The sequence below is a fragment of the Enterobacter sp. RHBSTW-01064 genome (assembly GCF_014103035.1).
In the GTDB taxonomy this organism is placed as follows: Bacteria; Pseudomonadota; Gammaproteobacteria; order Enterobacterales; family Enterobacteriaceae; genus Enterobacter; species Enterobacter mori.
In genome coordinates this window covers 815,719-840,693 of record NZ_JABXOU010000002.1, presented here as the reverse complement: position 1 = coordinate 840,693, position 24,975 = coordinate 815,719, and the positions used below count along the sequence as shown (strand labels likewise).

Below are 24,975 nucleotides of genomic sequence, written 5' to 3'. Positions count from 1 at the left end.
GTAAATAAGAGGTGACTCACATATAAAGTTCTTAACGTAATGCGTCTAAACGGCAGATGCGCCACCCTACGTTGTGAGGTAAAGTACACACCTTGCGCAGCCACAGAGCTGCGGTTTTGAGGGTGGAGACGTTGATCAACAGTCCACCCTTTTTCTCGGCTGGTTTACGCCAGTCTGCATGGTGCTGTGTTTTGCCTCTATAAAAGGGTTGTGTATGTCTGCTGCTCATCTCGGTTTCCCGACGGAAACCGTTGTTGTCTTTGTCGTAATGGCCGTTGGGGCGATGTTTATCGATCTCTTCATGCACCGTCACGATAAACCTGTCTCGCTGAAAAGCGCGGCGATGTGGTCCGTTTTCTGGTTCTCGATGGCGATGGCGTTTGCCGGGTTCCTGTATATCCACCACGGTGCCGAAATGGCGAGCCTGTTCCTGACCGGCTACGCGCTGGAGGAAGTTCTCTCCATTGATAACCTGTTCGTGATGATGGCCATCTTCGCCTGGTTTGGCGTGCCGGATAAATACCGTCACCGTGTGCTCTACTGGGGCGTGCTGGGGGCGATTGTTTTCCGCGGTATCTTTGTGGCTATCGGCACCAGCTTGTTAAGTCTGGGACCGTACGTTGAGGTGGTTTTCGCGCTGGTCGTCGGCTGGACGGCGGTGATGATGCTCAAGCGCAATGAAGAGAGCGATGAAGTCGAAGATTACTCCGGTCATCTGGCTTATCGTCTGGTAAAACGCTTTTACCCGGTCTGGCCGAAAATCAGCAGCCACGCGTTTATCCTGACGCAAAAAGAGGTGGATGCTGAGCTGGAGAAGCCAGAAAACCAGGACGTCATGGTTGGCCGCGTGAAGAAAGCGAAGCGCTACACGACGCCGTTACTGCTCTGTGTGGCGGTGGTGGAGCTCTCTGACGTAATGTTCGCGTTTGACTCCGTACCGGCCATTATCGCGGTGAGCCGCGAACCGCTGATTATCTACAGCGCCATGATGTTCGCTATCCTTGGCCTGCGTACCCTTTACTTCGTGCTGGAAGCGCTGAAGCAGTACCTGGTACACCTCGAGAAAGCCGTGGTGCTGCTGCTGTTCTTTGTGGCATTCAAGCTGGGTCTGAATGCCACCGATCACTTCTGGCATCACGGTTACAGCATTGGCGCGACGGCCAGTCTGTTTGTGGTATTGGGCGTGCTGGCGCTGGGGATTATTGCGAGCGTGATGTTCCCGGGGAAACGTGAGGCCTGATGTACCGTTTTTCTCCCTCTCCCTGTGGGAGAGGGCCGGGGTGAGGGCACCAGACCGCACCTAACCCTTAATCGGTGAATTCCGACGCTTGCGCGGATGATGGAAGTGCCGCCAGTGTGGATCCTGCGCTGCCGCCAGCAGTTCGTGGTCACCACGGGTGTCACCCCAGGCGCGCAGGTGGTAGGTGTTGAGATCGCCGTAGACCTTTTCCAGCCTCGCGACTTTCTGTGCACAGCGGCAGTTATTGCCGGTGATACGCCCGGTCAGCTTGCCGTTTTTCACTTCCAGCTGCGTACCAATCAGCTTAATGCCGAGCTTATCCGCCCACGGCTGAAGCACCAGTGCCGGGGAGGCGGAGCAGATAGTCACTTCCGCACCGGAATTCACCTCCGCCGCCACGGCTAAAACCCCTTCAGGGCGCATCAGCTTGTTCCAGTATTTTTCACAAAAGGCTTCCGCCTGCTGACGTAACCAGTGCTCGTCCACCCCTGTCAGGAACGTTTTGATCAACACCTCTTTCAGCTCATCACGCGTTAGCTTGCGGCGCACGCAGTGGAGCGTCGGTAACGCCATCCGCACCAGCCGTCCCGCAAAGTAACGCTTGCCAAAGGCAAAGCGCAGGAAAGGGATAAAGCTGTCGTGATGCGTCAATGTTCCATCAAAGTCAAAGACAGAGAGCACGTGGGATTTGGCCACGGCGTCGTCGGCAATCATATTGGTCATAAATACGTCTTAGCTGAAATACACATTCTGCTCATTAGTTTACCTGCTTTAGCTCCACAGTCCTTATACCACGCGCGTTTTTTTCTCATTCTTGCGACAGGGCCGAAGAGTCCAAAATCAGACCCGATAAAAATTGGATGAAAAACGAACAGTCTATATTATCGCCACATTGCACGATTTTTGGGGAAACATTGGCCCCACCCGTAAGGAAAAACTCACTCACTGCTTCTTTTTGATATGACTCTTAGATCGCTTATTTCAATACTCTCGTTAAGTTTTGCCTCGTTTTCAGCATTTAGTTTTCAACTGCCTGCTTCCATGTTGTCAATGAACAGCGAGCTGTCGGCATCCCCGGCAAAGGCCGGGCTGATGCATCAGCAAACGGGTCCGCTACGTTCCCGCATTCTCGATCAATACCAGAAATGGAAAGGGACCCACTACCGGTGGGGAGGAACCACGCACCGCGGGGTAGATTGCTCTGCGCTGATGCAGCACCTCTTCAGTGATGCCGCACACCTGAAACTGCCGCGCACCACGAGCGAGCAAATCCATCGCGGTGTGCAGGTGGCACAATACCGTTTGAAGGCCGGAGATTTGGTGTTTTTCCAGATGGGCCCGAACCGAAAGCATGTGGGCGTTTACATTGGTGATAGCCAGTTCATTCACGCTTCGAGCAGCCAGGGCGTAACGGTTTCAACCCTGACGGACAACTACTGGCAGGAACATTTCATCACCGCCCGCCGGGTGGCGGGCGCTGCAGCCTGACGGCTCAGATGATGTCATCCACTACGCCACCATCGACGCGCAGTGCCGCACCGGAGGTGGCGGAGGCCTGCGTCGAACAGACATACACCACCATATTCGCCACTTCTTCCACCGTCGCGGCGCGCTGAATCACCGAGCTGGGGCGATTAGCCATCACAAACTCTTTCGCCAGTTGCTCCAGTGATTTCCCTGTTTTCTCGATCTCGTCCTTCATCATCTCGGCAAAACCGTCAGACATCGTCGGTCCTGGCAGGACGCTGTTAACCGTGACGCCGCTTCCGGCTACAAATTTCGCCAGCCCGCGCGCCAGCGAGAGCTGCGCCGTTTTGGTCACGCCATAGTGGATCATATCCGCTGGAATATTGCAGGCCGATTCGGACGAAATAAACACCACGCGCCCCCAGCCTTTCTGCACCATGCCGGGTAGCAGGGCGCGGGAGAGGCGCACGCCGGACATGACGTTGGTCTGCCAGTAACGCTCCCAGGTGTCATCGTCGGTGGAGTAGAAATCCTGCGGGCCGTAAATCCCCGCGTTGTTGACCAGAATGTCGACGTTCGGTGCCACGTTCAGCAGCGCGTCCACCCCTTCCGGTGTACTGAGATCGGCAATGGCCGCCCGCACCTGCACGCCGGGCACGACCTGCTGGAGTTGCTGAATACCCTTGTTCACCGAGTCCGTGCTGCGGCCATTCACAATCACTTCCGCACCACTTTCAGCCAGCCCTCGGGCGATAGCGAACCCAATCCCGCCGGTTGAGGCGGTCACCAGCGCCACTTTCCCCGTAAAATCGATTTTCATGCTCCGCTCCTTGTGGTTTTAACGTTCAGACCTTAAAGCGTAGCAGGTGAGGATGACGGCTCCTGTTTAAAAAGGTGCAGCAGGGTGTCCACCTGTTCATCCAGCGGGCTGAGCGAGCGCTTAACGATGAGGTGCAGCGGCGTCGCGCGGCGCACGCCGTGGCTGAGCGGCAGCGCTTTCAGAACGCCTTGTTCCAGCTGCGTTTGAATACGCTCTTCCGGCAGCCAGCCGTATCCAACCTGGTTCATCACCGCTTCGATGGCGGCATCAATGGTGGAAAATGTCCAGGATCCGCCAGCAGGGCGGGCAGCAGGCTGGCTGTCCGCAATTTGGATCAGCGGCCACGGGCGCAGCAGTTCATCGTTCAGCGGGGCATCAAGTGCAAACAGAGGGTGCTCGTGATGGGCAACGGCGACAAAGTCGATATTCATCAGCCATTCGCCCAGTCCGGTAATGTCCTGGCGGCGGGTGAGGATCATCACGTCGGCTTCATCATTCAGCGCATCGTCGCGGCTGTTTTCCAGCACTTCGGTAAGCCGCACCTGCGTTTGCGGATAGCGCTGCTGGAACTGCCGCAAAATGGCGAACAGGCGGCGACGCGGGAAGATACTGTCAACCATGAGGTCGAGCCGGGTCCGCATGCCGCTCTGCAGCGTCGCGGCGCGCGTCTCGACGTAAGAGAACGCCTTCAGCAGCGGTTTAACCTGATTCAGTAATAATTCCCCTGCGGGAGTGAGCACGGCCCGTCTTCCCTCCGCCATCAGCAGCGCCACGCCCAGCCGCTCCTGCAGCAGCGACAGGTTATAGCTGACCGAAGACTGGCTGCGGTGGGTCTCTTCCGCTGCTTTAGCGAAGCTGCCAGCCTCCACCACTCTCTCCAGCAAGGCCCATTGTTCGAGCGTCGTCTTGTGCATAATTAATCTAAAATTTGGATGAATTTGATTCAAACATAGCGTTATTCATTCGTTTTTTGAAGGAATAAGATCGTCTCATCAAAACAAAGGAGACATCTTATGAACACCTTCGACAAACATGATTTAAGCGGCTTCGTCGGCAAACATCTGGTTTATACCTACGATAATGGCTGGAACTATGAAATTTACGTCAAAAACGAAAACACCCTCGACTACCGTATTCACAGCGGCCTGGTCGGCAACCGCTGGGTGAAAGACCAGCAGGCGTACATCGTCCGCGTTGGGGAGAGCATCTATAAAATCTCCTGGACTGAGCCCACCGGCACCGACGTGAGCCTGATTGTGAACCTGGGCGACAGCCTGTTCCACGGCACGATCTTCTTCCCGCGCTGGGTGATGAACAATCCGGAAAAAACCGTCTGCTTCCAGAACGATCACATTCCGCTGATGAATAGCTATCGCGATGCGGGCCCGGCATATCCAACCGAAGTGATTGATGAATTTGCCACTATTACTTTTGTTCGCGACTGCGGTGCTAACGATGAAAGCGTTATTGCGTGCGCTGCCAGTGAACTTCCAAAAAACTTTCCTGATAATTTAAAATAAGCGCGACAATTAACTAAAAAGAAAAGTTCCCGGCTCATTTCATATTTATTCGAAATGGTCGGGAATTTTTTGTTTGTTGATGTTTGGTTTAGATAAAAAGCGCGTTAACGGTGAGCGTAATCACAAAATAAATAATTCATAATTTAATAACTCTTTGTTTATCAATTGATTTTAGTTGTTTGTCTATTCCTCTTTTTCTCTATCTTAATTTTTCCCTAAGAAATGAACGTTACCTTGAGATGAGTTTATGGTTCGTTGAAATAAACGCGTCGGCATTTGGTTAATATCAAAAAGTTGCCTTAAACATCTCAAGGAAATTAATAATGCGTGATTTTTTGCCGTTTTCTCGTCCTTCAATGGGCGCTGAGGAAATCGCCGCAGTGCAGGAGGTATTAACCTCCGGCTGGATCACCACCGGGCCGAAAAATCAGGCGCTGGAAGACGCGTTTTGTACGCTTACCGGAAACCGTCATGCGATTGCCGTCTCCTCTGCTACGGCGGGGATGCACGTTACCCTGATGGCGATGGATATCGGTCCCGGCGATGAGGTGATTACCCCCTCCCTCACCTGGGTGTCGACGCTGAATATGATCGTGCTGCTGGGCGCCACGCCGGTGATGATCGACGTCGACAAAGAGACGCTGATGGTGACGCCTGAGGCGGTCGAGACCGCCATTACGCCCCGCACGAAAGCCATTGTGCCGGTGCATTATGCGGGCGCGCCGTGCGATATCGACGCCATTCGCGCTGTCGGTGAACGCCACGGTATTCCCGTCATTGAAGATGCCGCCCATGCCGCCGGAACCTACTACAAAAACCGTCACGTGGGCTGGCAGGGCACGGCCATCTTCTCCTTTCACGCCATCAAAAACATGACCTGCGCCGAAGGGGGCCTGGTGGTGACGGATGACGCACAGCTGGCGCAAAAAATCCGCAGCCTGAAGTTCCACGGTCTGGGCGTAGATGCCTATGACCGCCAGACCCACGGCCGCGCGCCGCAGGCGGAGGTCATCACCCCCGGCTTCAAATACAACCTTGCGGATATCAACGCCGCGCTGGCGCTGGTGCAGCTCGGCAAGCTGGGCGAGGCCAATAAGCGCCGTCGCGACATTGCCGACCGCTACGGGCTTGAACTCGCGGATACCCCTTTCCAGCCGCTGCGCACCCCGGCCTGGCCACATCTGCACGCCTGGCACCTGTTTATTATTCGCGTGGATGAAGCCCGGTGCGGCATCTCGCGCGATGCCCTGATGGCCGCGCTGAAAGAGCAGGGCATTGGTACGGGTCTGCATTTCCGCGCAGCCCACACGCAAAAATACTATCGCGAGCATTTCCCGGAGGTGTCCCTGCCGAACACCGAATGGAACAGCGCGCGCATTTGTTCTCTCCCCCTTTTCCCGGACATGACCCATGACGACACAACCCGCGTCATTACCGCGCTCCATCAGCTTGCAGGACATTGATATGTTCAGCGCGCCGCCCGTTCAAAAAGTCTCCGTGGTGATCCCGGTCTACAACGAGCAGGAGAGCCTGCCGGAGCTGATCCGCCGCACAACCGCTGCCTGTGACACCCTGGGCAAGGCTTACGAAATTCTGTTGGTGGATGATGGCAGCAGCGATGACTCCGCGATGATGCTGACCGACGCCGCGCAGGCGGAGGGCAGCCATATTGTTGCCGTGCTGCTTAACCGTAACTATGGCCAGCACTCGGCGATCATGGCCGGGTTCAGCCACGTGACGGGCGATCTGGTGATAACGCTGGACGCTGATCTGCAAAACCCGCCGGAAGAGATCCCACGCCTGGTTGCCAAAGCCGACGAGGGCTACGACGTGGTCGGCACCGTGCGACAAAACCGTCAGGACAGCCTGTTCCGCAAGCTGGCGTCACGCACCATTAACCGGCTGATCCAGCGCACCACCGGCAAAGCGATGGGCGATTACGGCTGCATGCTGCGCGCCTATCGCCGCCACATCATCGACGCCATGCTGCACTGCCACGAACGCAGTACCTTCATTCCGATTCTGGCGAACACCTTTGCCCGCAAAGCGACGGAGATCCCGGTGCTGCACGCCGAGCGCGAGCACGGGGAGTCAAAGTACAGCTTTATGCGTCTGATCAACCTGATGTACGACCTCATCACCTGCCTGACCACCACGCCGCTGCGCCTGCTGAGCGTTTTCGGCAGCGTTATCGCGCTGGCCGGGTTTGCGCTTTCCGTTCTGCTGGTCGTGCTGCGGCTGGCCTTTGGCCCACAGTGGGCGGCGGAAGGGGTCTTTATGCTTTTTGCCGTGCTGTTCATGTTCATCGGCGCCCAGTTCATTGGTATGGGCCTGCTCGGTGAATACATCGGCCGTATTTACAACGATGTTCGCGCGCGTCCGCGCTACTTTATTCAACGGGTTGTCCGTCAGGAACACACCGCATCTCAAGAGGAAAAACACCCATGAAAGCTGTCGTCTTCGCCTATCACGATATGGGGTGCTCGGGCACGCAAGCCTTGCTGGACGCGGGCTTCGACATTACGGCCATCTTCACGCATCCGGACGTTGCCGGAGAAAACCATTTCTTTGGCTCGGTGGCGCGTATTGCGGCTGAACACGGGATCCCGGTGTACGCCCCGGACGACGTGAACCACCCGCTGTGGGTGGATCGCATTCAGAAACTCGCGCCGGACGTGATTTTCTCGTTCTATTACCGCAACCTGCTCTGCGATGCGATCCTGAGCGTGGCAGACAAAGGGGCGTTCAACCTGCACGGCTCCCTGCTGCCAGCCTACCGTGGCCGTGCCCCGCTGAACTGGGCGCTGGTTAACGGTGAAACGGAAACCGGTGTAACGCTGCACAAAATGGTGCGACGTGCCGATGCGGGCGGCATCGTGGCGCAGCAGAAAGTGAGCATTGACGCCGATGAGACGGCGCTGGAGCTGCACCGCAAGCTCTGCACCGCCGCGCAAAGCCTGCTGCGCGACGCGCTGCCGACGATCCTTCAGGGAACCTTTACCGAAACCGCGCAGGATGAAAGCAAGGCCAGCTGCTTCGGTCGCCGCACGCCGGAAGATGGCCGTCTGGACTGGAACCAACCGGCGCGTCAGCTGCACAACCTGGTACGCGCCGTGACCGACCCGTGGCCGGGCGCATACAGCTTTGCGGGTGTAAGTAAATTTATCGTCTGGAAATCCCGCGTGCGTGACGACATTCCTGCCGCCAAACCGGGCACCGTCGTCTCGGTCTCCCCGCTGATTGTGAGCTGCGGCGAGCAGGCGCTGGAGATCGTCACCGGACAAACCGACAGCGGCTTGTACGTTCAGGGGGCGCAGCTGGCGCAGTCTCTGGGGCTGGTGGCGGGGGCGCTGATCACCAGCGCGCCGGTGGTGGCGCTCAAACGGCGCACGCGCGTGTTGATCCTCGGGGTGAACGGGTTTATCGGTAACCACCTCACCGAGCGCCTGCTGAAAGACGACAACTACGAGATCTACGGTCTGGACATTGGATCCGATGCGATCGGCCGTTTCCTCGGTAATCCGCGCTTCCACTTCGTTGAAGGGGACATCAGCATCCACTCCGAATGGATCGAGTACCACATCAAGAAATGCGACGTGGTGCTGCCGCTGGTGGCGATTGCCACACCGATTGAGTACACCCGTAACCCGCTGCGCGTGTTCGAGCTGGATTTCGAAGAGAACCTGAAGATTATCCGCGACTGCGTGAAATACGATAAGCGCATCATCTTCCCGTCCACTTCTGAGGTGTACGGCATGTGTACCGATAAGAACTTCGACGAGGACACCTCCAGCCTGGTGGTCGGGCCGATCAACAAGCAGCGCTGGATCTACTCCGTCTCCAAGCAGCTGCTGGACCGCGTGATTTGGGCCTACGGCGAGAAAGAGGGGCTACGTTTTACCCTGTTCCGTCCGTTTAACTGGATGGGGCCGCGTCTGGATAACCTGAACGCCGCGCGTATCGGCAGCTCCCGCGCCATCACCCAGTTGATCCTGAACCTGGTGGAAGGGTCGCCCATTAAGCTTATCGAAGGCGGCAAACAGAAACGCTGCTTCACCGATATCAGCGACGGCATTGAAGCGCTGTTCCGCATCATCGAAAACAAAGACGGCCGCTGCAACGGGGAGATCATCAACATCGGCAACCCGGACAACGAAGCGAGCATCCGCGAGCTGGCTGAAATGCTGCTGGCAAGCTTTGAGCGCCATCCGCTGCGCAGCCAGTTCCCGCCGTTTGCCGGGTTCCGCGAAGTGGAGAGCAGCAGCTACTACGGCAAAGGCTATCAGGACGTAGAGCACCGCAAGCCGAGCATCCGCAACGCGAAGCGCTGCCTGAACTGGACGCCAACCGTGAAGATGGAGCAGACCATTGATGAAACGCTCGACTTCTTCCTGCGCACCGTGGAGCTGTCGGAACAGGCATCATGAAAAAGGTCGGTTTACGCATTGATGTCGACACATTTCGCGGCACCCGCGACGGCGTCCCGCGGCTGCTGGAACTGCTGAGCAAGCACGACGTGCGTGCCAGCATTTTCTTCAGTGTCGGGCCAGACAACATGGGGCGTCATCTGTGGCGCCTGGTTAAACCGGCATTTCTGTTCAAAATGCTGCGCTCGCGCGCGGCATCCCTCTACGGCTGGGATATTTTGCTGGCGGGGACCGCCTGGCCCGGCAGGCGCATCGGGGCGGGGAATGAGGCGATTATCTGCGAAGCGGCGCATCAGCACGAAGTGGGGCTTCACGCCTGGGATCACCATGCCTGGCAGGCCTGGGCGGGCGTCTGGGATATTCCGCGCCTGGAACAAGACGTCGAGCTCGGCGTGCAGGAGCTGGAGGCGATTACCGGCCAGCCCGTGCGCTGTTCCGCCGCGGCGGGATGGCGTGCCGACCAGCGCGTGGTGAAAGCCAAGGAGACCTTTGCGTTTCGCTATAACAGCGATTGCCGCGGTACCACCCCGTTTTTACCGCTGTTAGGGAACGATCGCACCGGTACGGTTCAAATTCCTGTCACGCTCCCGACCTGGGATGAAGTGGTCGGGCGCGACGTCAGCGCTGAAGGGTTTAACCGCTACATACTGGACTGCATGCATCGCGACGAGGGTACGCCGGTCTACACAATTCACGCCGAGGTGGAAGGGATCGCGTATCAGCATGATTTTGATGCGCTGTTGACGATGGCTGCCGCCGAGGGCATTCACTTCTGCCCGCTCGGCGACCTGCTGCCAGACGATCTCAGCACCTTGCCGGTCGGCAAAATTGTGCGCAATGAAATGGCCGGTCGGGAAGGCTGGCTTGGCTATCAACAAACCGTGAGCCCGGTATCATGAAAGCAGCCCGTTATGGCGTAGCGCTTCTCGCACTGTTTATTGTTTACTACGTTATCCCAGTCGATCTCCGCCTGTTGTGGCAGCCGGACGAGACGCGCTACGCGGAAATCAGCCGTGAAATGCTCGCCTCAGGCGACTGGATTGTGCCGCATTTTCTCGGCCTGCGTTACTTTGAAAAGCCGATTGCCGGTTACTGGGTTAACAGCATCGGGCAGCTGATCTTTGGTCACTCCAACTTTGCCGTGCGCGCCGGGGCGATCTTCTCCACCGGGTTGACGGCGCTGCTGGTCATCTGGCTCGCCTGGCGCCTCTGGCAGGATAAGCGGGTGGCGATTTTCTCCGGTCTTATCTTCTTAACGCTGTTCCTGGTCTACGGCATCGGCACTTACGCCGTGCTGGATCCGATTATCGCCCTGTGGCTGGCGGTGGCGATGTGCAGCTTCTGGCTGGCTGCCCAATCGAAAACCGTGGCCGGAAAAGCGGGGGGCTACATTCTGCTGGGGCTGGCCTGCGGCATGGGCGTCATGACCAAAGGCTTCCTGGCGCTGGCGGTTCCGGTGATAGGCGTGCTGCCCTGGGTGATTGCGCAGAAACGCTGGAAAGAGGTGCTTGTTTTCGGCTGGCTGGCGATCCTGAGCTGCGTGCTTATCGTCCTGCCCTGGGGGCTGGCGATCGCCCAGCGCGAACCGGATTTCTGGCGTTACTTCTTCTGGGTGGAGCATATCCAGCGTTTTGCACAGAGCGATGCCCAGCATAAAGCGCCGTTCTGGTACTACCTGCCGTTCCTCGTCGCGGGGAGCCTGCCGTGGCTGGCGCTGCTGCCGGGCGCGCTGCGCCTCGGCTGGCGTGAGAGGCAAAATGAGGGGGCGGGGCTCTATCTGCTGGGCTGGGTGGTGATGCCGCTGCTGTTCTTCAGCATCGCCAAAGGCAAGCTGCCCACCTATATCCTGCCGTGCTTCGCGCCGCTGGCTATCCTGATGGCGCGCTACGCCTGCACGATGGCGGAAAAGGGGGCGCGCGTGCTGCGCGTCAACGGCGGCATCAACCTCGCGTTTGGCGTTATCGGCGTGGTGGCGGCGCTGGTGGTGTCGCCGTGGGGACTCGCTAAACATCCGGTCTGGACATCGGTTGAACTGTACAAAGTCTTCTGTGCCGCGATCGCTTTTCTTATCTGGGCCGCGGTGGGCTGGTTTACGCTGAAGCAGAGCGCGCGGCGCTGGTGGCTCGCGGCACTCTGTCCTGCCGGTCTTGCGCTGCTCATTGGGTTTGCCATCCCTAACCTGGTGGTGGATTCCAAACAGCCGCAGTCGCTGGTGGATACCGTGCGTATGCCGCTGGAGGAGAGCCGGTTTGTGCTGGCAAACAACGTTGGCGTGGCGTCGGGGCTGGCGTGGGAACTGAATCGTCATGACATCATTCTTTTTGGCCAGACCGGGGAGCTGAAATATGGCCTCGGTTACCCGGATGTGAAAGGACGGTTTGTGAGCAACGGTGACATCGCACAATGGCTCGAAACGCATCGTCAGCAGGGGCCGGTATCACTGGTGATCCTGCTTTCAAAAAACGATGACATTGCCCGCGCCGGGCTGCCGAAACCGGACAGCCTGACGATTCAGGGGCGTCTGGCCTACCTGCAATATCTGCCGCAATGATGGCCTGGATCTGGCTGGTACTGGCAAGCCTGCTGAGCTGCGCAGGGCAGCTGTGTCAGAAACAGGCAACCCGGGCGAAGGGCGGTCAGCGAACTGCCCTGTGGCTTGGGCTGGCCTTGCTGACGCTTGGCTGCGGGATGCTTGCCTGGCTGGTGGTGTTGCAGCTTCTACCCGTCGGCGTGGCTTACCCCATGCTGAGCCTGAACGTTGTCTGGGTCACGCTGGCGGCGAAAATCGTCTGGCATGAGTCCGTCCCGTCACGCCACTGGCTGGGCGTCGGGTTGATTATCGTCGGGATTATCCTGCTGGGAGGAAGCCTGTGAAAGGGGCATGTTGGGCGTTATGCAGCGTGGTGTTGGTCAGCGTGGCGCAGCTGGTGCTGCGCCACGCCATGGTGACGCTGCCGCCGGTGAGTGACGCCTTTTTTGCTGCCCTCCGGCACGCCGCGCCCGGCACGGGAACCTTGATGCTGGGTCTAACTGGCTATGTTGCCTCGATGGGCTGCTGGTATCTGGCCCTGCAGCGCATGGCGCTCAGTCGAGCCTATGCCCTGCTGAGCCTCAGCTACATTCTGGTGTGGGGTGCCGCCATTGTGCTGCCCGGCTGGGGAGAACACTTTTCCTGGCGCGGGCTGGCGGGCGTTGGCCTGATTATTCTCGGCGTGCTGACGATCTTTATGCCGCAGAGGTATTGGGGTAAGAAATCGACTCGGCGGTCAAGGTAAAGGGCGTAGGGGTACACACCGCCAGGCTCAGCGTGCCGAAGCGCAGTTGGCTCACCGAATGCGTCTGCGCGGTGCTGTCGATGCTGACAATCTGCCAGGCGCTGCCGCCGCGCTGTTTTACAATCGCCTCTTTCCGCGTCCAGATACGCCAGAAGGCAGAAAGCTGTTCCTCGGGCGCTTCGCGCTCAAGCTCTTCATGCTCGGTGATGCTAAAGACGGCATTCGCCAGCGCCTGCCAGTTCTGCCGCGGGCGGATCACTTCGATATCGCAGCCGACTTCACCTTCGTCGCTCATCAATAAGGCAATGTCGTCGCCGCTATGGCTCAGGTTGAACCACAGCGGGTGCCCCTTCGCAAAAGCCGGTTTTCCCTGTTCACCGTAAATGATGTCGGGCAGCGGCGAGGGGGATAATGTTCTGGCGAGCAGCGTCCGGCCTGCAAGCCAGGAGGCGTTTCGCGCACCCTGAGGTGCCCTGTCTGCGAGCGTTGACGCCAGCGGGTCCGCGCTAAGGGTGGAGATTTTTCCCAGTACAAACTGGTACATAGTTACGCCCAGCGTTTAATGATTATCGAAGTATTGATGCCGCCGAATGCGAAGTTATTGCTTTGCAGATACTCACAGTCAATCTGACGGGCTTCCCCCATAATATAATCTAAAGCGCCGCATTGCTCATCCGGTTGTCTTAAATTGAGCGTTCGAATGAACCAGCCTTCGCGCATCATCTCCAGGCTCAGCCAGGCTTCCAGCGCCCCGCACGCGCCCAGCGTGTGGCCAAAATAGCTTTTCAGGGATGAAATGGGCACACTGTCGCCGAAAATGGCGGCGGTGGCCTGACTCTCGGCGATGTCCCCGCGATCGGTCGCCGTGCCGTGGGCGGAAATGTAGCCAATATCCTGAGGGCTCAGGCCCGCCATCGCCAGCGACTGTTCCATACAAATCTGCATGGTTTCACGCTGGGGCTGGGTGATATGGGCCGCATCGCAGTTGGTGGCAAAGCCCACAATCTCGCCGTAAATTGTCGCACCGCGCGCTCTGGCGTGCTCCAGCTCTTCCAGAATGACGGTGCCTGCACCTTCGCCAATCACCAGGCCGTCGCGCTGGCTGTCGAAAGGCGACGGCGTGGTTTTGGGCGCGTCGTTACGCTGGCTGGTGGCGAAGAGGGTATCAAAAACGGCGGCTTCCGAGGGGCAAAGCTCTTCCGCACCGCCCGCCACCATCACGGTTTGATAACCATGACGAATGGCCTCCCACGCATAGCCAATCGCCTGGCTCCCGGAGGTACAGGCGCTCGAGGTGGGGATCACCCGTCCGCGCAGGCCAAAGAACAGTCCGGTGTTGACGGCGGTGGTGTGCGGCATCATCTGCACATAGGTCGTGCCGGTGATGTTATGGGTGTGCTTTTCCATAAGCATGGACGCGAATTCGCTCACCGGCCCGGTGCTGCCCGTCGACGAGCCGTAGGCGATGCCGGTTTGGCCGCTGGTCAGCACGGCGTCGTCGATCAGGCCCGCCTGCTCCAGCGCCAGCTCGGTGGCGCGGGTAGAGAGCAGCGACACGCGACCCATGGCCCGAATCCGCTTGCGGGTGTAGTGATCCGGCAGGGTGAAGTCCTCAATGGGCGCGGCCAGCAGGGTTTGCAGACCGTCATACGCCTGCCATTCAGACATGGTGCGCACCGCATTTTCATACCCGCGCAGGCGGCGTGAAATGGTCGGCCACGCTTCGCCAAACGCGGTGATGCCACCCATGCCGGTAATCACGACGCGGCGCGTCATAGCATACCTCCGTTAATCGAGATCACCTGGCGCGTCACATAGCCCGCCTTGTCTGACATCAGGTAGCTCGCCAGCCCGGCCACTTCGTCAGCGTGGCCCATACGCTGCATCGGGATCATCGACATTGTCGCGTTCAGCGCGGCCTCGTCCATCTCGATCATACCGGTATCAATCAGCCCCGGCGCGATGCAGTTCACGGTGATTTTGCGCTTCGCCAGCTCAACGGCCAGCGCCTTGGTGGCCCCGATAATCCCGGCTTTGGCGGCGCTGTAGTTCACCTGCCCGCGGTTGCCCATCAGGCCAGAAACCGACGACAGGGTGATAATCCGCCCGCCCTTGCGGGTGCCGATCATCGGCATAATGCAGGGATGGATAACGTTATAGAAACTGTCGAGATTGGTGTGGATCACGCTGTCCCAGTCATCCTCGCTGAGCGCCGGAAACGCGCCGTCGCGGGTGATGCCTGCGTTACTGACCACGCCATACCATGCGCCGTGGTCAGCCATTTCCTGTTCCAGCACCGCGCGGCACTGCTCGCGGTTGCCCACGTCGAAGGCAAGTAAACGGCCCGTGCCGCCCGCCTGAACAATCGCGTCGAGTGTCTCCTGTGCGCCAGCGGCATCGCGGTGGTAATGCACGCCCACGGTGAAACCGTCAGCCGCAAGCTGAAGGGCAATAGCGCGGCCAATGCCTTTGCTGGCACCGGTGACCAGTACGGATCTCATGATGGCGTTCCCTGATTGAAAAGTGATGTTAATTCTTCTTCGCTCGGCTGGAAGGTGTTCACCCGGCCCGTGGCGAGGGAGGCGTTATCCGCGTGGATGACGCACTCGAAGCTGCCAAAGCGTTCATCCTGCATCAGCCGTTCGATGGTGATAGTCAGCGTGGTGCCTGCGGTAAACAGCCCTGCAGCGCATACCAGTTCACGCGCGCCCAGTACCATGCCCAGCGGGCTGTGCGGCAGCCCTTTTTGCAGGCGATGCCACTCAGACCAGACGCCGACGGTCTGCGCCATCAGCTCCAGCGCAAACCAGCCCGGCAGGTCGCCGTCGGCGTTCAGAAACGGGGCGAGCACGCCGTGCCCGCTCACCGTGACGCTGCACGCTGCGCCATTGTCGGTGACGCTCTCGACGGTCTCCAGCAGCATCATGGGCGCGTCGTGAGGAAGGTACTCGGCGGGGGATAAATATTTCATCACACTCTCCCCAGCAGAAGGCTGGCGTTGTTGCCGCCAAACGCGAACGAGTTCGACAGGATGACCGGTTTTTTCAGCGGGGCAGGCGCGTGCAGCAGTCCGCAGGCGGGCAGCGTGTCGTCCTGCGCGTAGCGGGAAAAATCCTGCGGCGGCAGCGGCAGGTTTCGGGTCAGGATCAGCCAGCTTAGCGCGGCCTCGGTGATCCCGGCGGCGCCCAGCGTGTGGCCGGTCAGATGTTTGGTGGAACTGCACGGCACGCGTTCGCCAAACAGATCGTGGATAACCTGCGCCTCAATGCGATCGTTAAGCGGCGTGGCGGTGCCGTGCAGGTTGATATAGCCGATATCATCCGCCGTCATGCCCGCCTCGTTCAGCGCCTGCGTGATGGCGCGGATGGCCCCTTCACCCTGCGGGTGCGGCGCGGAAATATGATACGCATCGCTGGATTCACCCGCGCCCAGCAGCGCGATCTCTCCCGGCTCGCGGGTTAGCACCATCAGCGCCGCCGCTTCACCAATGGTGATCCCCCGGCGGTCACGGCCAAAGGGTTCGCACTGGGTTGGCGAGAGGGACTCCAGGCTGTTAAACCCGTTAACCGGCATGCGGCTCAGGCTGTCGGCACCGCCCACAATGGCGACATCCACCAGCCCGGCGTTGATCAAACGACAACCGCTGATGATTGCCCGCGCGCTGGAGGAGCAGGCGGTCGAAATGGTATACGCCGGGCCGTCCAGCTCAAGCCAGCTGGCGAGAAAGCGCGACGGATCGCCCAGCTCCTGCTGCGGGTATTGCCACTGCGGGCTCTCCTCGCCGCTCTGAGCTAGGCGCACGTACGCGTCACCTTCGTCCAGCCCGGACGTGCTGGTGCCAAGCACCACCGCCACGCGGTCGCGTCCCACGCGCGCGATGGCCGCATCGACGGCAGGCTGGATCTGTGCCAGCGCCGCCAGCAGCAGCTGGTTGTTACGGCTGCGATGCGCCGACAGGTGGTCCGGTATTGACGGCAGCTCGCCCTCTACGCCGCCCAGCACCGCATTCGGCACGCCCTGCAGCCAGCCTGCGCGGTGACGCATCCCCGGCGCAACGCCTGCGGCCAGGTTTGCCGCAATCTCATCAGCCGAGTTGCCCAGGGCGTTGACCAGGCCAACGGCAGAAAGGTAGATCATCTCAGTCACCCAGATATTGAATGGTGATGTGGTAGTTAAAAACATGCTGCTCGATGCTAATCGGCTCACGTTTGCCTTTGCGTTGCAGGTAGACAATCTCCGTGACCAGCTTGCCGTCGGGGTTGCGCAGCTCGCGTCTGCTGTCAGTATCGTTCAGCGTCCAGCCTTTCGGCAACTGCGGCTGCCAGGCGCTGAGCGGCCAATGGCTGAGCATCACGTCCGCCAGTACCTGGCTGGCGGGCGGCAGCTCCGGTGCCACAACCGACTGTTCGGTATGGATACCGGTATTGTCATACGTCGCGAGGAACAGACGGATCCCCACGGAGGAGAGGCCGGCCAGCGTCACCTTATGCTCGTCAGCATTCAGCATCACCAGCAGCGACTGGGTGTGTCCGTTGAACCTGCCGGTCAGCAGCTGTTGCGAGCTAATTGCCGGGGTGATACCCGGCGGCGGCAGCGTCACGCGGGTGCCCGGCTGGAGCCAGGCCTCGGGCCGCGCGTCATCGCGGTTCGGCGAATGGCTACACCCTGCCAGCAGCAGCGCCAGAAGACATATCGCCAGGCGGTAAAATCGGATCATCGTATTCTCTCTTTCGTCGTCGGCATCGCCAGCGGGGCGAGCAGGAAGGCGGTGAAAATACCGCTCACCAGCACAATGCCAAAGCTGCTGATGGCCTGGGTGGTGCTGAACACCAGCATGCCCAGCGTCAGCAGCGTGGTCATCATGGCAAGCGTAATCGCCAGCATCGCGGTCAGGGGCGTTCCGCGCGGGTTGCTGAAAAACAGCGTGTAGTTGATGCCAATCCCGAGCACCAGCACCAGCGCCAGCAGCGAAAACAGGTTCACCGGATGGCCCGCGACGGCCAGCGCCGCCAGCCCGCAGCTGAGCGAGAGCAGGGAGGGAACCAGGCTGATCGCCCCTTTGCGCCAGCCGAGGCGCACCATCGCGCCGCAGGCAATCACCGCCAGCGCCACGAACAGTAAGCCCGTCAGCAGCGAACGGTAGAGCGCAAACAGGCTGTCGAAGCTGGCTTTGCGGTCGACCCAGGCAACGCCCTCATGGCTGGCCGCCAGTTTGCCGAGCGCCGCGCTGTTTTTCACGCCATCCACCGGGACCAGTACGCCACTTTCGCCGTTGGGCAACGTCAGCCACAGCAGCCGCCAGCCTTCGCTGACCGGGCTGGCGAGCCAGGCCTCAACGCTAACCGGCATCGCGTCCAGATTGGGTGTGACGCTGTTCAGCCCCGCGCTTTGTAGCATTTTCATTACCGCTGGCGCGGCGTTGTGCAGCAGCTGCAGATCGCTTTTCTGACGCGCCAGCGAGTTCAGCGGCAGGGTGCGCCAGTGGGCCATATCGCCCACTTTTTGCGCCTGCGCCAGCGCCGGGGTAAAGGCCTCCAGCCGCTCCAGCGTTTGCTGAGCCGACGCGCCGTACACCACAAACCACTTTTGGTCGACGCTCTGCCCGGTCAGGGCGGTAATGGTTTTTTCCTGTGCCAGAATGTCTTTCGGCAGCGCCTGAAGCTGGGCGATATCGTCGTCGACCCGTAAGCTGCCTATCCCGATGGCGGAAATCAGCGCCAGCGCCAGCGGCAGCCCCACGGACAGGGTTTTGCTGCTACGCCAGGCGTTCAGCCAGCGCAGCATAAAACCTTTCGCGGGAATCGGGCGAACCGGCATTCTGTGGCACAACCACGGATGCCAGAAAATCACCGTCAGGCACGAGGCGCTCAGCCCCGCCGCGGCAAACACCGCCATCTGGCGGATGCCGGGGAAGGGGGCCAGCATCATCATCAGGTAGGCGACGACGGTGGTCAGCAGCGCCAGCAGCAGCGCGTTACGTACTTTCGACAGGCTTTGCCAGGGCGAGTCGTCAGCGCCGTGCACCATCCGCTCCGTGAGGTAGTAAAGCGTATAGTCTGCCGAAATACCGATGATGCTCATGCTCATCACCAGCGTCATCAGGTGCAGCTCGCCAAACAGCAGCAGCGTAAACACCGTGCCCGCCAGCGCGCCGATGGCAATGGAGAGCATGCTCAACAGCAGCGGGCGCACGGAACGGAACACCGCCACAATCAGCAGGATCACCCCGAGCACCGTGGCGACGCCGAGCGTGGAAATATCCCGCCTGGCCTGCTGGCTGGCGTAATCGCTGTAAAACACCGTGCCGCGAGAGAGCAGCTGCGCCTGCGGGGAGTGCATTTTCAGCGTCTCTTCCAGCGCCTTAAGGGTGGTGACCAGCCGGTGGGTTTGCTGCATATCGAACGACGACCCCGCCAGTTCGCCGTGCAGCAGATACCAGTAGTTTCCGGCGTCATCTTTGGTGACCAGCCAGCCGTCCATCAGCTGCATTTTCTGGCCGTTTTGAGCGAGGGCGAGCTGTGAGCCGCGCATCAGCATCAGCGGATCGTTTTGCAGCTCCTTGCCGCTCACGCCGGAAAAGGCGGAATAGAGCTGGGACAGGATCCACCGGGCCTGCATTTCCCCGCCGTGTTGCAGGCGCGCCCGGGTGGCGGGATCGATCAGGCCGTTACGGTGCTGCCAGAAGAAGTCACCCCAGGCTTTTTGCCCGGCGGCGTCCATTGGCCCTTTGACCACATTCAGCGCCTGACTGCGCTGCAGCAGTTCCAGCCATTGCTGCGCCACGCGCGGGTCTGGCTTTTTGCCGGGGCTGACCAGCCAGACGAGCTGGCGGTCGAGACGCTGCATAAATCCGTCATTGAGCGCCGGGGGGATCGCCCCGAGCGTCTGTTTCGGCAACATCGCCAGCACGCTGCTGTTCAGCCGCGCGCCGGGCAGCAGCGTGAGCAGTACGCCCAACAGGATCAGGCATACCGTGGCCCACAGCAGCGCCGGGCGCAGGGATTTACGGTGCGGCAAAGCGTTGGCGTTCGGCATCGGTCAGGCTGGCGGGCGTCAGTTGGTGGCGGGACAGGGCGATATCGGTTGTGTCGCCCTGCTTATCGTTCAGTTGAATCGATTCCAGGTACGCGGCACCGCGCAAATCGAGGGTGGCGAAAATCTTGTCCAGCGGCGTGGTCACAGGCGTCAGCACCAGCGACCAGCGGCCTTCCCCCTGGTCTTTAAAATCGATGCGGAAGTTCTCTTCGAGCACCTTGCGGTCGGCCTGAAACAGCGCCCGCAGCAGGTGGTTGAACTGGAACATCTGCGGGTTAGTGTCGGCGGTAATGGTCTGCGGCGGTTGGCCGTTAACGATCTGCACCATCCGCTTGTCGTCCAGCAGCAGCGTCATCGGAAACGGCGCTTTTTGATCCCACAGCAGGCCGCTGTCGCGGGCGATCAGCATCTCCCCCTGCGAGCGCAGCGGCTGTGGCATGTCCTTGATGGTGCGGGTTTGCTCGAAGTGCGCGCGCACCACCGGCTGTTCCGCAAAGCGCTGCTGCAGTTCGTCCAGCGTGATCGCGCTGACCAGCGGGCTCATCAGCAGGGCGAGAAGCGGTATCCATTTCATGGCGCGATCCCCATACGTTCAAACAGAATAGCCGGGCTGACAAAGCACATCTCCCGGCTGGTTTCATCCACCGCCACCTGAATGGTGTAGCCGGTGGTGGTGCGTTTTCCGGTTTGCGCGTCGAAGATTTGATAGGCGATGCGCAGGCGGTTTTCATATTCTTCAATGTGGGCGCGCACGCGAATGCGCTGCTCGAAGGTCACCGCGTCGCGGTATTTCACGCGGGTATCCACCACCGGCCAGACGTAGCCGGAGGCCTTCATCTGGCGGTAGCCGTAATTAAACTGGTTGAGCAGCGCCTCGCGGGCGATCTCAAAGTAGCGGAAATAGTTACCGTGCCAGACCACGCCCATCATATCGACGTCGTGGAACGGAACGGTGATCTCGACTTCAGCCGTAAAGCGGGGATCGGTCAGCACCCTTTACTCCTTCTCGTTGACCTCTGGCAGCTGCCAGAAATCGAAAAAATTAAACCAGTCGAGCGGCGACATGAGGGCGTAATGTTCCAGCCGCTGCGCATAGCGATCGACGGTCTGCTGCAGCGCCTGCTGGCGTTCGCCGCGCGGCAGCAGCAGCGGGTCGGCAAAGGGCTCGCAGTGCAGGGTCAGTTTCCCCTGCTGGCAGAGGGCAAAAATCAGCACCACCGGGCAGCGCAAAATAGACGCCAGGATAAACGGCCCCTGCGGGAACGGTGCGGGCTGGCCCATAAAGTCGCTCCATATCACGCGCCAGCTGCCGCCGCGCTGCGGCGTGACGGCGATGCGGTCGCCCACAATGGCGACCCATTCGCCGCGATCCAGCTTCTCTTTGATGAGGATGGCGGTATCCGGGCCGATGTCGGTCACGGGCATCAGGTGAATGCCCGCCTGCGGGGCCATCTCCTCCATCACCTGCTTAAAGCGTTTGGCGTTATCGCTGAAGACCAGCGCGTTGATGGTTTTCCCGCCTTCGCGCTGCGCCAGCGCCCGGCAGGCTTCCACGTCGCCAAGATGCGAGGCGAGCAGCAGTTTGCCCTGCGGATCGTTCAGACCCAGTGCCGCCTGCGCACCCGGTGCAAAGACCAGATCGCGATGGAGCTTCATTTCGCCGCGCCAGCTGGCCACTTTGTTGAGCATGGCCTGACCAAAACGCAGGAAGTGGAAAAAGCTGTGCAGGCGGGGAGGCTGAGGCATCTGCCGCTGCGCCATCACCTGCTTTACGCGCGTCAGCCATTGCCGTGACGCCTGGCGCGCAGAGCGGGCGGTCAGCCAGTATACGGCGGTGACCGGCCACAGCAGGACGGTAAAGGCGTTACGCCCCAGCAGCTGCCAGACGCGCAGCATCAGACGCATTCCCCACAGCCCTTTCACCTCCTGCCGCTGCGCCCAGTGCCGCGTGCGGCGGCGCATTAGCAGAGCGGGAATGCGCGGCAGCATGCCGAAGAACAGGCGGGTATGCATCAGCGAGATGCGCAGGTTGTCTTTTAGCGCATCGAAATGGGATAGCCCGTCCGGCGGATAGGTCACGCGGGTGGGCAGAAAATAGCTGGTGTTGCCCTGCCAGTAGAGCCGCACCATCACTTCGGTATCAAAATCCATCCGTTTACCGAGCGGCGTGCGCGCGGCAAGCCGCAGCACCGGCGCGATGGGGTAGACCCGAAAACCGCACATGCTGTCTTTTAGCTCCAGCGACAGGGTTTCAATCCACACCCAGACGTGCGTTATCCAGCGTCCGTACAGGCGCGAACGGGGAATGGAGTCATCGTAAACGGGCCTGCCGGAAATTAACGCCTCAGGGTGGCGCTCCGCCAGCGCCAGCAGTTTGGGAATGTCTTCGATAGCGTGCTGGCCGTCGGCGTCTACCTGAATCGCGTGGGTGAAGCCGCGCTCAGCGCAGGCCTGCAGACCCTGCATGACCGCCGCCCCTTTCCCGCTGTTTTCTGCCAGCCGCAGCAGCGTGACCTGCGGATGGCTTGCCGCCAGCGCTTCAAGCGTGCGGCGTGTGGCGTCATCGCTGCCGTCGTCCACCACCAGACAGGGGAGATCGAAGGGCGCGAGGCGCGCCAGCACCGAGGCCATCATCGCCCCGTGGTTGTAGCACGGGATCAGCACGCAGGGGCGGAAGGTTACTGACATAGGCGAATCTTCCCGCTGCTGGCGGTAGGGCGTTCGTCACCGGCATGGCGCTGGTAGCTGAAGCTCAGCATCTGGCGTTCGGGCTGCCAGGCCAGGAGCAGCGTCACCCTGTTCTCCGGCAGCAGCGGGGCCGCGAACTTCACGTTCTGAATGCTGTGAAAACGGTAGCCCGGTGCCAGCAGCGTGGTGGCGTAGTCCATGACCCAGTCGAGCTGCGCCACGCCGGGGAGCAAGGGCTGTACGGCGAAATGCCCCTTAAACCAGAGCAGGGCCGGATCCAGATAGAGGTCGATCTCCAGATGCGTCGCATCGGGCTGGCGGCGTTCGATTTCATGGATTTTCATGAAATAACTCCTGTAGCTGCGCAGTCACACGCTTGTTCATGCTGTTGACCGGGATTTCATCGACGATCCGCCAGTAGCGGGGCACGGCAACCGGTTCAAGGCAGGGGCGAAGGGCGCGGCGCCAGGCGGATTCCTGGGCATTTTTCCCCACGCTTTCTCTGTGCATTCGCGCGTCGTCACTGAGCACCAGCAGCACGCCAATGCCCTGACGTCCCCCGCGCGTCACCGCCAGCGCGGCGGCGTCGCAGATGCCGTCCAGCGCCAGCAGCCGCTGCTCAATTTCATCGAGCGAAATGCGTTTGTCTTCGATTTTGACCACCCGCCCACGGCGGCCAACAATGCTGAACTGCCCGTCGGCCGTGAAGTGTAAATTATCATCCAGCACGACGCCTTCCGGCTCGTGGATCAGCGGCGACGTGACGCGACCGTCGTGAAACGTCACGCCGGGTAACGGCTGCCAGCGCGTTGTCTCATCCTGACGGTGACGCCAGGCCATGACCCCCGTTTCGGTACTGCCGTAGATTTCATCGGGCCAGAGGTCGAGCCAACCCTGAAACGCGGTGATATCCCGCCAGGGCAATACGCCCCCTGCGGAAATGAGCAGGGCAACGGGGGGCGGCGTCAGGGCCGTATCCAGCCGCTTGAGGAAGGCCGGGCTGCTGATAAAAAGATAGCGTTTGTCGTGGGGCAGGGCTGAGAGCTGCTCGGCATAGTTGAGCAGGTTGGTCCGTGACGGCAGGCCGAGCGCCATGGGCAAGACGACACGAAACGTCAGGCCATACAGATGGTGCAGCACCACGGAGGCGACAACATGGCAGCCCGCAAGACGATCGCCAAACTGTTCCGCCAGCAAGCGGGCTTCACGATCCAGACTGATAATCGGCTTAACCACCCGCTGCGGCGCGCCGGTGGAGCCGGAGGTGAAAAGCTCGATGGCGCGCGTATCGTCTATGGCTGGCAGCGGGGAAAAGCCGTTGTCTGTGCGCGGGGTAGAGGCCACCAACCGCTGTCGCCCTGCAAAGGCAAGCGCTGTGTCACTCAGGACGCCGCTGAACAAATCCCGCTGTTCGTTAAGCTGCGCGGCCCGGCTGTGCCCGGGTAGCACGGGCGTTTTACCCGCGTGCAGCGTCGCCAGCAGGGCGACCGTAAACAGATAGCCGTTTTCAACGCACAGCGCCCAGCGCTCGCCCTCTTCCTGACGCAGCGTGTTAACCAGCTGCGTCACGTCGTGACGCAGATCGCCGAGCGTCCAGACGCCATCGTCGCGCCAGGCTATTGGCGTATCGTCAGGGCGGGGCGCACTGAGCCACTGGCTGAGCGGAAGCGGTTTATGCATCTTTTTTCATTACCCGTTGTCGCACCAGCCACTCGCAGGCCATCAGCGTGCCCATCAGGAAGTAGGCAATCATGCCGTTCCACAGCGTCCACAGGCGTATGTCGGCGTGCAACACGGTAAACAGCGCCATCGCGCCGTTGCCGATAAAAAAGCCGCACCACACCCGGGTAACGATGCGAGTGTAGCGGACGCCGGTGGGCGAGAGAGTGGGCTCACGCAGCCGCGCAAATCGTTCTACCATCGGCATGGTTGTCCACAGCGATCCGCCAAACACCATCAGCATCACCAGATTAACGACGACCGGATAAAACAACACCCACTGGTGAGCGTGCAGCACATAGCTCGCGGCGCACAGCGCCACGCCTGTGAGGGCAACGCCCAGGATCATGTTGCGCAGAGGGCCGCTCTCACGGCGCACCTGCCAGACCCGCAACAGCAGCACAAGCGCCATCACGGGCAGTATCCCGTGCAAATTGTTGTTTGCCAGCCCAAAGCCAATCAAAAAAGGCCATGCCAGCAGCATCAACCCCGTCAGTATCGGGATGAATGGAATCGCAGGCACGTTACGCTTCGCGCTGAAGCTGTTCCACAACGTCGACCACGTCCTGGACGGTACGCACCGCTTTGAAGGTGTCAGGCTTGATTTTATGGCCGGTCTTCTTCTGCAGGTGAACCACCATGTCAACGGCATCAATGCTGTCGAGATCCAGATCGTCGTACAGGCGCGCTTCCGGGGTGATGTCCTCGGGGGCGACTTCAAACAGCGTAATAAGAAGCGCAGAGACTTCCTGATAAATCGTTTCCTGGTTAGTCATAGCGGGTA

General features: G+C 60.1%; 27 protein-coding genes. 10 read left to right on the top strand and 17 right to left on the bottom strand.

What is annotated here, in order from left to right:
- Positions 1-214 precede the first annotated feature (214 nt).
- On the top strand, positions 215-1,240 hold the full coding sequence (locus tag HV355_RS10015; protein WP_182401753.1) for a TerC/Alx family metal homeostasis membrane protein: 1,026 nt from the start codon (positions 215-217) through the stop codon (positions 1,238-1,240).
- A 60-nt stretch (positions 1,241-1,300) separates the two neighbouring features.
- Here HV355_RS10015 and HV355_RS10010 read toward each other — a convergent pair whose 3' ends face one another.
- The gene (locus tag HV355_RS10010) at positions 1,301-1,963 is read right to left on the bottom strand and encodes an HAD family hydrolase (protein ID WP_089598690.1); all 663 of its coding nucleotides are present in this window, start codon (positions 1,961-1,963) and stop codon (positions 1,301-1,303) included.
- 237 nt (positions 1,964-2,200) lie between these two features.
- Between HV355_RS10010 and HV355_RS10005 the strand changes: the two genes are divergently transcribed.
- Entirely contained in the window at positions 2,201-2,728 is a 528-nt protein-coding gene (locus HV355_RS10005) for an NlpC/P60 family protein (protein WP_182401750.1), read from the top strand.
- A 4-nt stretch (positions 2,729-2,732) separates the two neighbouring features.
- Here HV355_RS10005 and HV355_RS10000 read toward each other — a convergent pair whose 3' ends face one another.
- Both HV355_RS10000 and HV355_RS09995 read right to left on the bottom strand, forming a co-directional pair.
- The gene (locus tag HV355_RS10000) at positions 2,733-3,527 is read right to left on the bottom strand and encodes an SDR family NAD(P)-dependent oxidoreductase (protein WP_182401748.1); all 795 of its coding nucleotides are present in this window, start codon (positions 3,525-3,527) and stop codon (positions 2,733-2,735) included.
- Between the two features lie 32 nt (positions 3,528-3,559).
- Complete coding sequence (locus HV355_RS09995; RefSeq protein ID WP_042717239.1) at positions 3,560-4,441, bottom strand: LysR family transcriptional regulator; 882 nt, start codon at positions 4,439-4,441, stop codon at positions 3,560-3,562.
- A 99-nt stretch (positions 4,442-4,540) separates the two neighbouring features.
- Between HV355_RS09995 and HV355_RS09990 the strand changes: the two genes are divergently transcribed.
- From HV355_RS09990 to arnF, 8 genes are all read left to right on the top strand, one after another.
- The gene (locus HV355_RS09990; RefSeq protein ID WP_108417671.1) at positions 4,541-5,047 is read left to right on the top strand and encodes a phenolic acid decarboxylase; all 507 of its coding nucleotides are present in this window, start codon (positions 4,541-4,543) and stop codon (positions 5,045-5,047) included.
- Between the two features lie 323 nt (positions 5,048-5,370).
- Positions 5,371-6,510 (top strand): UDP-4-amino-4-deoxy-L-arabinose aminotransferase, encoded by a 1,140-nt coding sequence (arnB, locus tag HV355_RS09985; RefSeq protein ID WP_182401746.1) that lies wholly within the window; start codon positions 5,371-5,373, stop codon positions 6,508-6,510.
- 1 nt (position 6,511) lies between these two features.
- Positions 6,512-7,495 carry an undecaprenyl-phosphate 4-deoxy-4-formamido-L-arabinose transferase gene (gene arnC / locus HV355_RS09980; protein WP_010436594.1) on the top strand — a complete coding sequence of 328 codons (984 nt, stop codon included), beginning with the start codon at positions 6,512-6,514 and terminating at the stop codon, positions 7,493-7,495.
- Positions 7,492-9,474: a bifunctional UDP-4-amino-4-deoxy-L-arabinose formyltransferase/UDP-glucuronic acid oxidase ArnA gene (gene arnA / locus HV355_RS09975; protein WP_010436592.1), complete on the top strand. Its 1,983-nt coding sequence runs from the start codon at positions 7,492-7,494 to the stop codon at positions 9,472-9,474. The genes arnC and arnA overlap by 4 nt, the downstream gene beginning before the upstream one ends.
- A complete protein-coding gene (gene arnD / locus HV355_RS09970) occupies positions 9,471-10,373 on the top strand; it encodes a 4-deoxy-4-formamido-L-arabinose-phosphoundecaprenol deformylase (protein ID WP_182401744.1) in 903 nt (300 codons plus the stop codon). Before arnA ends, arnD begins: the two co-directional genes overlap by 4 nt.
- A complete protein-coding gene (arnT, locus tag HV355_RS09965) occupies positions 10,370-12,025 on the top strand; it encodes a lipid IV(A) 4-amino-4-deoxy-L-arabinosyltransferase (RefSeq protein ID WP_182401743.1) in 1,656 nt (551 codons plus the stop codon). The genes arnD and arnT overlap by 4 nt, the downstream gene beginning before the upstream one ends.
- Positions 12,022-12,348, top strand: coding sequence for a 4-amino-4-deoxy-L-arabinose-phosphoundecaprenol flippase subunit ArnE (gene arnE, locus HV355_RS09960; RefSeq protein WP_108417676.1), 327 nt, complete (start codon positions 12,022-12,024; stop codon positions 12,346-12,348). The genes arnT and arnE overlap by 4 nt, the downstream gene beginning before the upstream one ends.
- Positions 12,345-12,749 carry a 4-amino-4-deoxy-L-arabinose-phosphoundecaprenol flippase subunit ArnF gene (arnF, locus tag HV355_RS09955; protein WP_182401741.1) on the top strand — a complete coding sequence of 135 codons (405 nt, stop codon included), beginning with the start codon at positions 12,345-12,347 and terminating at the stop codon, positions 12,747-12,749. The genes arnE and arnF overlap by 4 nt, the downstream gene beginning before the upstream one ends.
- On the opposite strand, the gene acpT is transcribed toward arnF, so the two are convergent.
- Genes acpT through HV355_RS09885 form a run of 14 tightly spaced genes read right to left on the bottom strand, consistent with a single transcriptional unit; the run spans position 12,700 to position 24,967 of the window.
- On the bottom strand, positions 12,700-13,293 hold the full coding sequence (gene acpT, locus HV355_RS09950) for a 4'-phosphopantetheinyl transferase AcpT (protein WP_010436580.1): 594 nt from the start codon (positions 13,291-13,293) through the stop codon (positions 12,700-12,702). The genes arnF and acpT overlap by 50 nt on opposite strands.
- Positions 13,294-13,295: 2 nt before the next feature.
- Positions 13,296-14,525, bottom strand: coding sequence for a beta-ketoacyl-ACP synthase (locus tag HV355_RS09945; RefSeq protein WP_182401739.1), 1,230 nt, complete (start codon positions 14,523-14,525; stop codon positions 13,296-13,298).
- Positions 14,522-15,253, bottom strand: coding sequence for a 3-ketoacyl-ACP reductase FabG2 (locus HV355_RS09940; RefSeq protein ID WP_182401800.1), 732 nt, complete (start codon positions 15,251-15,253; stop codon positions 14,522-14,524). The genes HV355_RS09945 and HV355_RS09940 overlap by 4 nt, the downstream gene beginning before the upstream one ends.
- The gene (locus tag HV355_RS09935) at positions 15,247-15,720 is read right to left on the bottom strand and encodes a 3-hydroxy-fatty acyl-ACP dehydratase (protein ID WP_120159411.1); all 474 of its coding nucleotides are present in this window, start codon (positions 15,718-15,720) and stop codon (positions 15,247-15,249) included. Before HV355_RS09935 ends, HV355_RS09940 begins: the two co-directional genes overlap by 7 nt.
- Positions 15,720-16,886: a beta-ketoacyl-[acyl-carrier-protein] synthase family protein gene (locus HV355_RS09930; protein WP_182401737.1), complete on the bottom strand. Its 1,167-nt coding sequence runs from the start codon at positions 16,884-16,886 to the stop codon at positions 15,720-15,722. Before HV355_RS09930 ends, HV355_RS09935 begins: the two co-directional genes overlap by 1 nt.
- Position 16,887: 1 nt before the next feature.
- Complete coding sequence (locus tag HV355_RS09925) at positions 16,888-17,466, bottom strand: DUF3261 domain-containing protein (protein ID WP_100167324.1); 579 nt, start codon at positions 17,464-17,466, stop codon at positions 16,888-16,890.
- On the bottom strand, positions 17,463-19,784 hold the full coding sequence (locus HV355_RS09920) for an MMPL family transporter (RefSeq protein ID WP_182401735.1): 2,322 nt from the start codon (positions 19,782-19,784) through the stop codon (positions 17,463-17,465). The genes HV355_RS09925 and HV355_RS09920 overlap by 4 nt, the downstream gene beginning before the upstream one ends.
- On the bottom strand, positions 19,753-20,358 hold the full coding sequence (locus tag HV355_RS09915) for an outer membrane lipoprotein carrier protein LolA (protein ID WP_182401733.1): 606 nt from the start codon (positions 20,356-20,358) through the stop codon (positions 19,753-19,755). The genes HV355_RS09920 and HV355_RS09915 overlap by 32 nt, the downstream gene beginning before the upstream one ends.
- Positions 20,355-20,777 carry a thioesterase family protein gene (locus HV355_RS09910; protein ID WP_010436558.1) on the bottom strand — a complete coding sequence of 141 codons (423 nt, stop codon included), beginning with the start codon at positions 20,775-20,777 and terminating at the stop codon, positions 20,355-20,357. The genes HV355_RS09915 and HV355_RS09910 overlap by 4 nt, the downstream gene beginning before the upstream one ends.
- Before the next feature lie 3 nt (positions 20,778-20,780).
- Positions 20,781-22,472, bottom strand: coding sequence for a glycosyltransferase family 2 protein (locus tag HV355_RS09905; protein WP_182401729.1), 1,692 nt, complete (start codon positions 22,470-22,472; stop codon positions 20,781-20,783).
- Positions 22,463-22,816, bottom strand: coding sequence for a hydroxymyristoyl-ACP dehydratase (locus tag HV355_RS09900; protein ID WP_182401727.1), 354 nt, complete (start codon positions 22,814-22,816; stop codon positions 22,463-22,465). Before HV355_RS09900 ends, HV355_RS09905 begins: the two co-directional genes overlap by 10 nt.
- On the bottom strand, positions 22,803-24,152 hold the full coding sequence (locus HV355_RS09895) for an AMP-binding protein (protein ID WP_182401725.1): 1,350 nt from the start codon (positions 24,150-24,152) through the stop codon (positions 22,803-22,805). Before HV355_RS09895 ends, HV355_RS09900 begins: the two co-directional genes overlap by 14 nt.
- Positions 24,145-24,744: a hypothetical protein gene (locus tag HV355_RS09890; RefSeq protein WP_148401167.1), complete on the bottom strand. Its 600-nt coding sequence runs from the start codon at positions 24,742-24,744 to the stop codon at positions 24,145-24,147. The genes HV355_RS09895 and HV355_RS09890 overlap by 8 nt, the downstream gene beginning before the upstream one ends.
- Positions 24,716-24,967, bottom strand: coding sequence for an acyl carrier protein (locus HV355_RS09885; RefSeq protein WP_010436547.1), 252 nt, complete (start codon positions 24,965-24,967; stop codon positions 24,716-24,718). The genes HV355_RS09890 and HV355_RS09885 overlap by 29 nt, the downstream gene beginning before the upstream one ends.
- Between the last annotated feature and the right edge of the window lie 8 nt (positions 24,968-24,975).

Excerpts from the sequence above, each read along its gene's own strand:
- HV355_RS10015 (WP_182401753.1), top strand. The coding sequence starts at position 215 with ATGTCTGCTGCTCATCTCGGTTTCCCGACGGAAACCGTTGTTGTCTTT.
- HV355_RS10010 (WP_089598690.1), bottom strand. The coding sequence starts at position 1,963 with ATGACCAATATGATTGCCGACGACGCCGTGGCCAAATCCCACGTGCTC.
- HV355_RS10005 (WP_182401750.1), top strand. The coding sequence starts at position 2,201 with ATGACTCTTAGATCGCTTATTTCAATACTCTCGTTAAGTTTTGCCTCG.
- HV355_RS10000 (WP_182401748.1), bottom strand. The coding sequence starts at position 3,527 with ATGAAAATCGATTTTACGGGGAAAGTGGCGCTGGTGACCGCCTCAACC.
- HV355_RS09995 (WP_042717239.1), bottom strand. The coding sequence starts at position 4,441 with ATGCACAAGACGACGCTCGAACAATGGGCCTTGCTGGAGAGAGTGGTG.
- HV355_RS09990 (WP_108417671.1), top strand. The coding sequence starts at position 4,541 with ATGAACACCTTCGACAAACATGATTTAAGCGGCTTCGTCGGCAAACAT.
- arnB (WP_182401746.1), top strand. The coding sequence starts at position 5,371 with ATGCGTGATTTTTTGCCGTTTTCTCGTCCTTCAATGGGCGCTGAGGAA.
- arnC (WP_010436594.1), top strand. The coding sequence starts at position 6,512 with ATGTTCAGCGCGCCGCCCGTTCAAAAAGTCTCCGTGGTGATCCCGGTC.
- arnA (WP_010436592.1), top strand. The coding sequence starts at position 7,492 with ATGAAAGCTGTCGTCTTCGCCTATCACGATATGGGGTGCTCGGGCACG.
- arnD (WP_182401744.1), top strand. The coding sequence starts at position 9,471 with ATGAAAAAGGTCGGTTTACGCATTGATGTCGACACATTTCGCGGCACC.
- arnT (WP_182401743.1), top strand. The coding sequence starts at position 10,370 with ATGAAAGCAGCCCGTTATGGCGTAGCGCTTCTCGCACTGTTTATTGTT.
- arnE (WP_108417676.1), top strand. The coding sequence starts at position 12,022 with ATGATGGCCTGGATCTGGCTGGTACTGGCAAGCCTGCTGAGCTGCGCA.
- acpT (WP_010436580.1), bottom strand. The coding sequence starts at position 13,293 with ATGTACCAGTTTGTACTGGGAAAAATCTCCACCCTTAGCGCGGACCCG.
- HV355_RS09945 (WP_182401739.1), bottom strand. The coding sequence starts at position 14,525 with ATGACGCGCCGCGTCGTGATTACCGGCATGGGTGGCATCACCGCGTTT.
- HV355_RS09935 (WP_120159411.1), bottom strand. The coding sequence starts at position 15,720 with ATGAAATATTTATCCCCCGCCGAGTACCTTCCTCACGACGCGCCCATG.
- HV355_RS09930 (WP_182401737.1), bottom strand. The coding sequence starts at position 16,886 with ATGATCTACCTTTCTGCCGTTGGCCTGGTCAACGCCCTGGGCAACTCG.
- HV355_RS09925 (WP_100167324.1), bottom strand. The coding sequence starts at position 17,466 with ATGATCCGATTTTACCGCCTGGCGATATGTCTTCTGGCGCTGCTGCTG.
- HV355_RS09920 (WP_182401735.1), bottom strand. The coding sequence starts at position 19,784 with ATGCCGAACGCCAACGCTTTGCCGCACCGTAAATCCCTGCGCCCGGCG.
- HV355_RS09915 (WP_182401733.1), bottom strand. The coding sequence starts at position 20,358 with ATGAAATGGATACCGCTTCTCGCCCTGCTGATGAGCCCGCTGGTCAGC.
- HV355_RS09905 (WP_182401729.1), bottom strand. The coding sequence starts at position 22,472 with ATGTCAGTAACCTTCCGCCCCTGCGTGCTGATCCCGTGCTACAACCAC.
- HV355_RS09900 (WP_182401727.1), bottom strand. The coding sequence starts at position 22,816 with ATGAAAATCCATGAAATCGAACGCCGCCAGCCCGATGCGACGCATCTG.
- HV355_RS09895 (WP_182401725.1), bottom strand. The coding sequence starts at position 24,152 with ATGCATAAACCGCTTCCGCTCAGCCAGTGGCTCAGTGCGCCCCGCCCT.
- HV355_RS09885 (WP_010436547.1), bottom strand. The coding sequence starts at position 24,967 with ATGACTAACCAGGAAACGATTTATCAGGAAGTCTCTGCGCTTCTTATT.